Source organism: Halanaerobaculum tunisiense (genome assembly GCF_054657635.1).
In genome coordinates this window covers 1-1,397 of record NZ_BAAHYI010000025.1, presented here as the reverse complement: position 1 = coordinate 1,397, position 1,397 = coordinate 1, and the positions used below count along the sequence as shown (strand labels likewise).

The 1,397-nt window shown below is 28.1% G+C and carries 1 protein-coding gene; it reads left to right on the top strand.

The genetic code is table 11. From position 1 onward, the window contains the following. Positions 1-56 precede the first annotated feature (56 nt). Positions 57-1,232: a PIN domain-containing protein gene (locus tag ACYQ3D_RS12580; protein ID WP_459838806.1), complete on the top strand. Its 1,176-nt coding sequence runs from the start codon at positions 57-59 to the stop codon at positions 1,230-1,232. Positions 1,233-1,397: the final 165 nt, after the last annotated feature.

Sequence of the window (1,397 nt, the reverse complement as noted above, 5' to 3'; positions counted from 1 at the left end):
TTTACTTTGTTTTTGAGATGAAAGATTAAATTTATTTAAAAGGAGTGGTTGATAATATGCTTCATGTTTTAATGGACACATCAGTTTTCCGTAGTAATCCTCCACGTAAAAAACCTATTTTTAAATCTATAGTGAAAGTTTCACGAAATAATGAACTTAAATTACATGTTCCTGAACTTGTGAAACGTGAGTTTTTATCTCAAAATTATACTCATTATAAAAATGATTTTGAGGATTTAGAAAAAGGATTAAATGGTCTTCTTCGACGCTCATTACCTGAAGATTTAGAAAATAATTTAGAAAAATTTCAAGAGGATATTAATAATTATCCAGAAAAAATCAGAAAACATATTAATGATGAATTTGATGATTGGTTAGATTCTATTCAAAGTAAAAAATATAAAATCACATTAAAACATACTAGACAGACATTTGATAAATATTTTCTAGGAGACTTACCATTTGAGGAACGAAAAAATCGAAAAGATATACCAGATAGTTTTATATGTGAATGTATTGAGGATGTAATCCAAGAAGTTGATCATTTACATATAGTGGCTGGTGATAAAGCTATAGAAAAAACTTTTAAAGAGAGAAGTGATGTTAATACTTGGTCTTCTTTAGAAGAATTTATTGATTCTAGTGACTTTCAAGAACTATTACAGGAACATAATGCTAAAAATAATTTCATTAGTTTTGTTGAATATCTTGGTAATGATGGTGTTTTATTTGATAGAAAAATTGAAGAAGAAATTATAAATATTTTGCATGGCATGAACATTACTTCTCCTAAAATCAAAGGAGAAAATAATGAAGGAAGAGTAAGTATGGTTGGTAATCCTGAAGATATTAAATATCTAGTTGATGATATAGTTTATTATGGTGATGGAAGAGGAGTTATCCCTTTTAAATTTAAAATAGAATGTATATTAGGATATTCTATATATAAACCTGATTATTTAGCATTAGGGGAAGAAGATAAAAGGAAAATTTCAAGAACTGAATTAAATGACCACTATTATTATGCTGAAAAAAGTTTGCGGTTGTCAATTAAAGGAAATTTATCAATTGAAGCTTCTTTAAATCTTCTTGAAGAAAAAAATGAAAATGAGAAAATTGCTAATAGCTTAGATGAAGAAGCAGTTCAAATAAATGAAATAGAAAATATTGAAATTTTACCTAATGGATCCTCAGCAAAAGAAAGAGTTAAGATTGATTTTAGTCGTATATAGAAAATTTATAGTAGAATTCTTTTTTATTAGTGACGTAAACAACTTCGGCTAACATGGGGTTAGCGACATCTAGCCGAAGAGGTTAGACGAGGCTAGGAGTTACATATGTAAGTTTTAGAGGATGGACAAGTTATAAGAGGGTTGAGCTAGACGTCGCGAAGCCCA

What these genes read in the sequence shown, in the direction of transcription:
- ACYQ3D_RS12580 (WP_459838806.1), top strand. Translation starts at nt 57, where the DNA reads ATGCTTCATGTTTTAATGGACACATCAGTTTTCCGTAGTAATCCTCCA.